We start from the raw sequence: 9350 nt of genomic DNA on the forward strand, positions 1-9350 counted from the left end.
ATAAGTATCTCTAGGAATACTAGTCATTAATACTTTATGTTCAGGGACATTAATAGTCATTAAGATATTTACATCACTACGTGATACTTCCTGGACACTTCCACGAGAATCAATACCAGAAATATATACACAGAAAGGATCCTTTAATACATCCAATGTCTTTTCTTCTTTAATCTTATTGTATGATTTAAACTTTGTTGTCCAGATGACTCTTGTATCTTTATCAAAGTTCTTTTTATAGTCTGTAACTAAATCTCTAGAACCTTCATTAATAAGTATTGCATCTACCTTTTTATCATATAATGCATCTACAATCGCTTCTACACCATATAACTCACTCACACCATAGTTAGATACTTTCTTACTTAAACGGTTCAATGCTTCATTTATTTTAGTTCCATTAGGGTTATATCCTACTGTCTTCTTTAAGAGATCATTCATCTTTTTGTATTTACTATTCTTTCTAACTACTAGTGAATATGTTACATAATCATATTCGCTAGTTACTTTATTATAGGCTGCTTTACCAGACTGGATAAAAATACATCCTATAATTAAGAATATACTAATAATGACGGAAATGATCTTACCTGCAAGAGGTCTTTTCTGTACCTTTCTAGATACAATAGGTCCTGGTTTTGCGACTAAATAGACAAGTAGTGCAAGTACTGCCAAGAAAGAACCTATCACTATCAAATAACGCATAGGTAAAACTTTTACAAATATGATACTAATCATAAGTATGATGCTTAATACTATCTGAACACCGATAATAAAACGATGATCAGTCATGAACCCCAATTTCTTTTTCATCCTTTATATCTCCCATTCATAAACCAGCACGAAAATATACATATTTTACAAAAAATGTATAAAAACGTGGTTGACAATCACTAGTATAGCACATCACCTTATTATATGTAACAATTTCACCAAGTAAATTTGTTATTTGTTACAAGTTTGCATTTCTTGTAACATATATAGTGTTTCGACACACGTAAAAAGAAGAACCTTCAATGAGGTTCTTCCTAAAAATATTAAGCTTCTTTCTTCTTTAATAATACATAACCTAATAATGAGATCATTGAGAAGAATGCGAATACTCCTACCATAGTAGTATCACCAGTTGCTGGTTTAGTACTTGGTTTTACTTCTGGTTTAGTTGTTTCTTCTGGTTTAGAAGGAGTAGTAGGTTTTTCTTCAGGAATACTTGGTGTAATAACTGGTAACTTTTCTAATGCTTCCATAGCTTTTCTTAAGTCTTCAGTTAATGCATCTACTTCTTCCTGAGTTAATTCATTTTTATTTTCTAATGCTTTTTCAGTTGCTTCAATGACGTCTAATAAGTTCTTATAACTCTTTTCTGTATATAACTTACTATCAGTCTTCTTAGCCTGATCTAGTAATAGATCAAGTTCAGCTGTATTACCACGAGTAACAAGTTTCTTAGAAGCTTCTTCTAACTTATGAGTTAAAGCTTCAATTTCAGCACTTGTATGTTCAGCTTTTAATTCTTCGTTGATTTCATTTAATACAAGTTCAAAGTCTTTCCAGCTAGATGCTGTATAGTCTTCTTCCTTATAAGAAGCTATCTTATTTTCTAATGCTTTTATTTCTGTATCAGTTGCTTTAAGAACTAAGTTCATTCTTGCATCCTGTAATGCCCTATAAGCATCTTCTACTTCAGTAACAGTTGCACCGTCTTTATTTAAGATGTATTCTGCATTCTTTAATGCTTCATTGAATGGTATTACTGTAGAAGTTAAGTAAATAGAAGTATCTAGAGTATTTAAGTTATTAGAATCGATATAGTTTCTAAGTTCCTGTTTACTCATAGATGCCTTAGTTACAAGTCCTGCTTTAGCCTGACGTAATGATTCAATCATTGTATTGACTTCATCTACAGTCGCATCTTTATTAGTCACTAGTCTCTTTGCTTCTACTAATACTCTTTCTAATGCATTATAGCTTTCTTCTGTATAGTCATCTTTAGAAAGCTTTTCAATATCTTTGATTTCTTGATCGAGAGCTTTTAAATCACCACGTACAACTAATGCATCATAAGAGGCTTTAAGTTCAGCTTTTGCAGTTTCTAAGGCATCCTTTTCACCCATCTGAGTGTTATATACTTCTAATGCTTTAGTTCTTGCTGTAGTATATGCTTTATAACTTGTTGCAGTGTACTTCTCTTCATCTACATGTAAAGAGTCAATGTAGTTCTTTAAGTCCTTAGCACATTCACTCTTATATTCTTCATCAGTTAATGCAATAATTTCAGAAATAGTAGGAATATGGTTTTCTTCCCATTCAAACTTTAACTTATATACATTACCACGAGGGATATAGAATTCATTTAAAGATTTTCTTAAAGTACCTAACTGTACCCATTCTTTATCTTCTTCAGGTACATTTCTAGTTGTTACTTCTTTATCAATTAATGCATATACCTTTGCATTACTGATTTCACCCTTCTGGATAATATTGAATTTCTTTACATCAAGCTTATCAGAAAGAGTATAAGTGATATAACCTGCTTTATTTGATCCTGGTTTATAAGCTGTTAAAAGGTCACCATCAATCATATACTGAGGTTTATAGCCTTTTGCTTCTTTGACATTAGAATCAAATGTAGGGTCATTATCTTCAGGTGCATATTCTCCATCATTAATCATGATTTCGTTGAATACAACAGCTCTAGAATTGTTAGATGCTGTAAATAGGATTCTTAAGTAACGTGCTGGTACATGTTCTGCAGTACCTGATACATATACTTTGTTTGGATATGTACTAGATGCTTTATATCCTGCATCAGAATCAATACACTGAACATCTTTATCTCCAATATTTTCAATACCATCACCAATTGTCACAACATCTGTCCAGTTTTCTAAATCACTAGAAACACTGATAATACCATCTCTAATATAGTTCTTTGCAGTATCCTGACAATACATGGCAATCTTATCAATATTTCTCATCTGACCTAAGTCATAGATAATATACTGACCCTTTTGTGGAAGGTCACCAAATTCAGTTGTAGAATCAATGTTGCCATCAAATGCAGCTCCATTGTTTCTAGAATCTTCTGCAACACCCCAAGAAGGGTTAACAGTCATAGTTGTCTTATATAAGTATGGTGCTGTGATTTCTGTAGAATGTACCACAAACTTGTTAATAGTTAACTTCACATCAGAACTCTTCTTATTGATTAAACGTACATAACGTGCATCTGGAAGGTTCTTGTTTAAGTCTTTCACTTCTACCCAGTCATGTGCATTTACTGAAGCTTCTAATACAACTTCACCACTATAATCAAGTTCTAACTGTTTTAAATCTTTGACTCTTGATAACTTCACACCTACATACTGTTTAGGTGCTAAAGTCATTTCTTTTGTATACACTAAATCTGTACGATCTAATGTACTCTTTGAATGTAACTTATAGTCTGTATTTGTATAAACAGCCTTGTCATCATATTCATTCACTACATCAGTATGGTTGAATGTCTTTACCTTCCACCAATAACCTGCTGTATTACTTGAAAGATGTAATTCAAGGTTTCTTACACGAATTGCCTTAGCTGTAATATCCTGATCTTCTACATTTAAATGAACTGTATCATCACCAGCATATTCTTTTAATGTCTTCCAGTTAGTACCATCAACACTGTATTCTAATGCATATCTAGTGATCTTATCAGTACCACTATCCTGTACAAAATTGATAGTACCTAACTTCTTAGGGTTATTGAATGTAAGAGTCACTGCCGCATCGACTGGAATATAGTCCTTGATTTCTCCTGCTTTATATGGAGATTCAGCAAAGTGCGCATATGTTGATTCATTATCATCTAATAAGTTATCTAATGAACCACCCTTTACACCAATCTTAGTCATAGATAATGTACCCTTATCAGTGCTTGTAGAAGGAGTAGTCGTTGGGTTAACTAAGATATCTCTTACACCTAACCAAGTGTTACTCTTATCTTCAGTCGCAATCATACGGATACCCTTAACACCCTTAAGGTTAAGGTCTGTTAATTCTACATTGTTTGGTAATTCATAGATTGTTTCATTTACATCAATCCAGTTCTTACCATCAGTTGTATACTGTACTTTCGCTTTTAAGAATGTATCTCTAGGATTAGAATTCGCACCCATTCTAAAGATGACATGGTTTACATCAATTGCCTTAGAATACTTGATACCTACATAAGTACCTGCAGAAATAGTATTAGGGCTCTTGTAAACTAATTCTGTAGAAGCATTACCATCAAAGATGTTATCTTCTTTACCATCTGGAGTATCTTCACGGTTAGTGATATATTTCGCAATCTGTTTATCTGGATTAACGATTGTAGATACGACTTCAGATAAATAAGAATCCAATGATTTAATAAATGGAACGATATGCTGTACACCTACTTCAGCATATTCTAAATGGTCTACGTAGTGGAAACCATAAGACTTGCTCTTTTCAAAAGCAGCCTGTGCATTCGCATAATAGTCCCAGACAGCTGCATTGTCTTCTTCATTCTGTGCAGCTTTGATACCTTTAATATAGTTTAAAGCAGCATTTGTTGTATCATCCCAGCAGTTTAACCAGTAAACAATCTGAGACTTGATTCTTTCATTACCGCTTTCACGATATACTTTAGATGCATTCTGTAATACTGTGAATTCATCGATGATGTCATCAAATTCTTCATCAGTGATCTTTTCACCTTTAGATAGTTTAGTCTTGAATACATTGAGTTTTTCTTTTAATTCAACAGATTCCTCTAAACGAGTCACTCTGCTATCCATGTTCTGGTTGATCATATGTTTAGATAATTCTCTTAAAGCATTTGATGCTTCAGTTTCTTCATAACCATTATGATCTACATATTTGAATGATGCATTATAGCACTTATTTGCTTCTTCTTCAGTTTTCCAGATATTCCATGAATAACATGCATTACCAAATATTGCGACTTTACTTGGTTCAGACTGCTGCATTGGGTTTAATACAATACCCTGTATCTTAGAAGGATCAACACCTGGATGAAGGAATGTTGTATAACCACCCATGATTAAGTGTTTCTTAGAGTTATCAGTACATGGCCAGTTGATCCACATATAAGGACCACGACCTGCAGTATTAGTGAATGAAGAAGTAAAGTTATTAGTTACTTCACCCCATACACGTCCACCAGTCATGATAATCTGTACGTTTTCAGGGAAGTCACGATAGTAAGACTGACCCCATCCCATATATTCCTGAGTACAGAATGGTAATGTGAGCTTTAAGCCAGGGTAAGAAGGCTGTAATTCTTTAAGCCAGTTAGACATATCTGTCAATGTTCTTGTATAATTAGCACCACCTACGTTACCAGCATCGTCTGCAAGAATCGCAATCTGACGAACACCAGCATCAATAACCTGTTTAAACTTAGCCTGCATAACCTTTAAGTCAGCCTGATAGTTTGCTTCAGAGTTATAAACAATAGCGTTATTCATATAAGGATGTAAGGCAAATACGAAACGGCATTTAGATTTATTTCCAGCCTCAGCAAGTGGTTTGATCTTTGTATTGATTTCTTCTTCTGTATAAAGGTCACGCCACTTAGCGTTATGCTTTGGATCATCTTTAGGAGCATAGAAATAAGAGTTAAGCTTATAATAGCCTCCCCATTCCATCAATTTACAACGATCTTCTGTTGACCATGGATTACCATAATAACCTTCAATAAATCCACGGCTTGCAACATCCGCATAATCCTCGATAGAGAAGTTTCTAATTGTTTTCCCCTCTACCTGTTTAAAAATGTGATATAAGCTTGTAAGTCCATAAAAAGCAGCATCTGTATCTTTACCTAAGATAGAAATAGTGCCTTTATCAGACTTCAAAGCATAAGAATCAAGTTTATCAAATAAACCTGCTGAAGTTGTTCCAAACTGTGAATCTACATATTGTTTAGACCCCTTCACACCAACAAGAATGTTTGTCTTTCCAGCTTTCTTTTCACTAGAAACACTTGCATTCATGCCTTTTAATGCAAGAACTTCATTCAGTCTTGCTTTTGTGTCTTCATCAATACCATCTTCATAGACAACATTGACCTGACTTGTCATTTCATAATCCCCATCACTATAATTCATAGAATGTGGATTAGGATAGACTTCATACCCTGTATCAGCTTTTACAGTCACTGGAAAAGCTGATACACAGCCTAATGCAACAAGAAAACTTACTGCATAAGTAATGACTTTCTTTCCTTTCATCTTGTTTTTCCTTTCTTTAATATTTTGTCTCATTTCATGCTCCTAGTTGATGAAATGAGTATTCAAACATGGATTTTTACAAAAAATAAAGACCAAATAAAGTATGACAAAAAAATGTATGTCATAATCTTTATTTGGTCTTGCCTGCTTAGAGTAACAATCCACATTGACTCAATCAGTATAACAGTATCTTTTATATTACGCAAGCGTTTTCATATCTTATTTTATGATATTTTTAGGCATTTGAAGTCAGCAGAACATGAAATAGATAATTTAATCATACCAATAATTAATAGTTTATTATGATTTTTTGATAAGAACGCAAAAAAATAACTACCTCGCTCTCGGCAAAAGTTTGAGGTAATTATTTCAAACATACAAATCCAAGGGCAACCGCTTACTAGTTGTTCCTTCTTTCATATTCATTATAGTTTACACTAAAATCAAAGTCAACATGCATCTTTTTATAGTTTTACTGCATGATACGTTTAATATGTATGCACAAGAATGTCTGTTCATCCGGTGATAAATCATATTTATATTTCTCTTTTATATGTTTCACAATACGGTTGATACACATTGAGAGTCTTAAGTTCTCTTTTAATAGTTGTCTAATGTCTTCTGTTGTATCTTTAAGGTTTATTTCCTGTCCTGTAAAGATACGTTCAGCTAGGTATTTTAAATGCGTAGAGAGTCTTGCATAACTGAGTGACTGAGGAGAAATAGTCACCTTCATACTATTTTCAATAATACCGATAATATCAGTCACAAAGCTTAATATCTTAGTCGCATTATGGGTATTATTGTCCATTGAGAAGTTTACTAAATGCAAGGCTATATAGTTGGCTTCTTCTAGATCTAATGTAATACCTGTTTTCTTCTTAATATAGCTTAATGCCCATAAACCTATTTCATATTCATTCTTATAAAGAATACTTACATCTCCAAGTACGACATAAGGGATTCTGATATTCTCCTGCTTACGTTTTAAAGCAAAAGAGATATGATCTGTCATAGTGAGGAATATTTCTCCATAATAGCGTGATTTAAGCTTCTTAATTGCACGAGAGACAATCTTATCAGTCATCTCATAACAATCAGGAGAGATATCATCTTCTCTTTCTAATCTTTTATGAGGGTCTTCTTTAAACATATATGTCTTTTCTATTTTAGTGGAATCAACACTATCCCCTACCTTCTTCTGGAATCCTATTCCTGAACCTGTTAGGATAATATCTCCTAATTCTGGTGAGATAGCCGCAATGGAATTGTTGTTGAAGATCTTAATAATTCTCATAATAGTCCCCTTTACATTAATATATCGTTCATTGCATCCGCAATGAACTGGGCATTGGTGCCTACTAATATCTGTACATTATGGTTTCCTGCAATTGTGACATGTTCGTAGCCTAATTGAGATATTTCGTCTTTATTAATAGAATGTATGTCATTTATTTCTACTCTCAAACGTGTAATGCAGGCATCTGCAGATATACAATTACTTCTACCACCAAGAGCTTCCACAAAACAAATAGCCAGATCATCATAATCAAATGATTGTTTTGTACTAACTTCTTCTTTCATACGTCCTGGTGTCATGAGATTAAAATGCAGAATCATAGTTCTAAATATAATATAATAGAGCACACCACAGATGACTCCTAAAAGGATCAAATAGTTTGCCTGATAAGAAAATGGTGCCTTAAAACTCAATATATAGTCTATAAGACCAGCTGAGAAGCTAAAGCCAGCGAGCCAGTGAAATGATGCAGCTATAAACATCATGATTCCTGTCATGACTGCATGGGCGATATATAAACTAGGTGCTAAAAACATAAAAGAAAACTCTAATGGCTCTGTAATACCTGTTAGAAAGGATGCAAGAGCAGCTGAGAACATCAATGCGCCTACTTTCTTTTTCTTATCTGGTGAGGCACATTGATAGATTGCCAGTGCGCCTGCTGGTAAACCAAACATCATGATAGGATAGAATCCTGCTTGATACATACCAGTAACACCTTTAATACCTCCTGATACAGTACCCCAGAATCGTCCAATATCATTAATACCCGCAATATTAAACCAGAAGACAGAATTAAGGGCATGATGTAATCCTGTTGGTATAAGGAGTCTATTAAAAAATCCATATAAACCAGCACTGATTGGTCCTAATCCTGCCATCCATGTTCCAAAATGAATAAATGCTTCATAAAGCATCGGCCAGACATACATAAAAACACCAGCAAATAAAAGTGTAATCATACCTGAAATAATAGGGATAAATCTATCACCACTAAAGAATGATAAAGGTCCTGGTAATTCTATATGATTGAACTTCTTATAACAGAAGGCAACAATTAACCCTACCATAATCCCTATAAACGCATTATCAGTCTCACTAAAGGCTATAGAGACTTGGCTTATATGTATTCCTGAGATCAATGAAATGCCCTCAGGAGAGAGTATTTTAGTTATCATGAGATAATTGATGACTGCTGCCAAAGACAATGATGCATTCTTCTTATCCGTCATACCGATTGCGACAGCAATCGCAAAAAGGATAGGAAGATAATCTATGACTACACCACCTGATAATATAAGAAATGCCGCAAATGGATTATTGACACCCCATCCGATAGGATCAATCCAATAGCCAATACCCTTTAATAATGCAGCCAGAGGCATAATAGTCACTGGAAGCATCAGGGACTTACCTAATTTCTGCAAAAAATTCATAAATAAATCCTTTCGTTTGTAATAGGCGGAAACCCACTGCCAATAGGTGGTGGGAGGAGCCTCTTAAATCGTTATCTATTATCCCTGACTTTCAATATTTTTTTTGTATAGTTGCTGATGACACTTCTCCAATGCTACAAGTAAAATAACCATCTGACCAAAATACTTTTTCCTTCCAATACTGTTTTGATAAGACCGAACTATACTTATGCCATAAGTGGTATGTTGTTTCCTACTTTACAATTTTGAAAATATCACAAACTCTATCTGTTGTATCGCAACTTAATAAGAAATGTATATGGTCTTTGTCAGTTTCTATCGCAATAATTTCGTAGCCACGAGTATTAGCTA

The 9350-nt window shown here is 33.9% G+C and carries 3 protein-coding genes and 2 pseudogenes; all 5 read right to left on the reverse strand.

Annotation, left to right across the window (positions count from 1 at the left end):
* Positions 1-813, reverse strand: a pseudogene (locus ACT8VG_RS03855) (hypothetical protein); the annotation flags it as partial.
* A gap of 224 nt (positions 814-1037) precedes the next feature.
* On the reverse strand, positions 1038-6296 hold the full coding sequence (locus tag ACT8VG_RS03860; RefSeq protein ID WP_444195244.1) for a beta-N-acetylglucosaminidase domain-containing protein: 5259 nt from the start codon (positions 6294-6296) through the stop codon (positions 1038-1040).
* Between the two features lie 439 nt (positions 6297-6735).
* Positions 6736-7560, reverse strand: a complete 825-nt coding sequence (locus ACT8VG_RS03865) for a PRD domain-containing protein (RefSeq protein ID WP_187011845.1) — start codon at positions 7558-7560, stop codon at positions 6736-6738.
* An 11-nt stretch (positions 7561-7571) separates the two neighbouring features.
* Positions 7572-8999, reverse strand: a complete 1428-nt coding sequence (locus ACT8VG_RS03870) for a PTS transporter subunit EIIC (RefSeq protein WP_444195245.1) — start codon at positions 8997-8999, stop codon at positions 7572-7574.
* A 78-nt stretch (positions 9000-9077) separates the two neighbouring features.
* Positions 9078-9350: pseudogene (tnpA, locus tag ACT8VG_RS03875) on the reverse strand (IS200/IS605 family transposase); the annotation flags it as partial.

Origin of the sequence: Catenibacterium sp. (genome assembly GCF_052354645.1) — a bacterium.
GTDB lineage: Bacteria > Bacillota_I > Bacilli_A > Erysipelotrichales > Coprobacillaceae > Catenibacterium > Catenibacterium mitsuoka_A.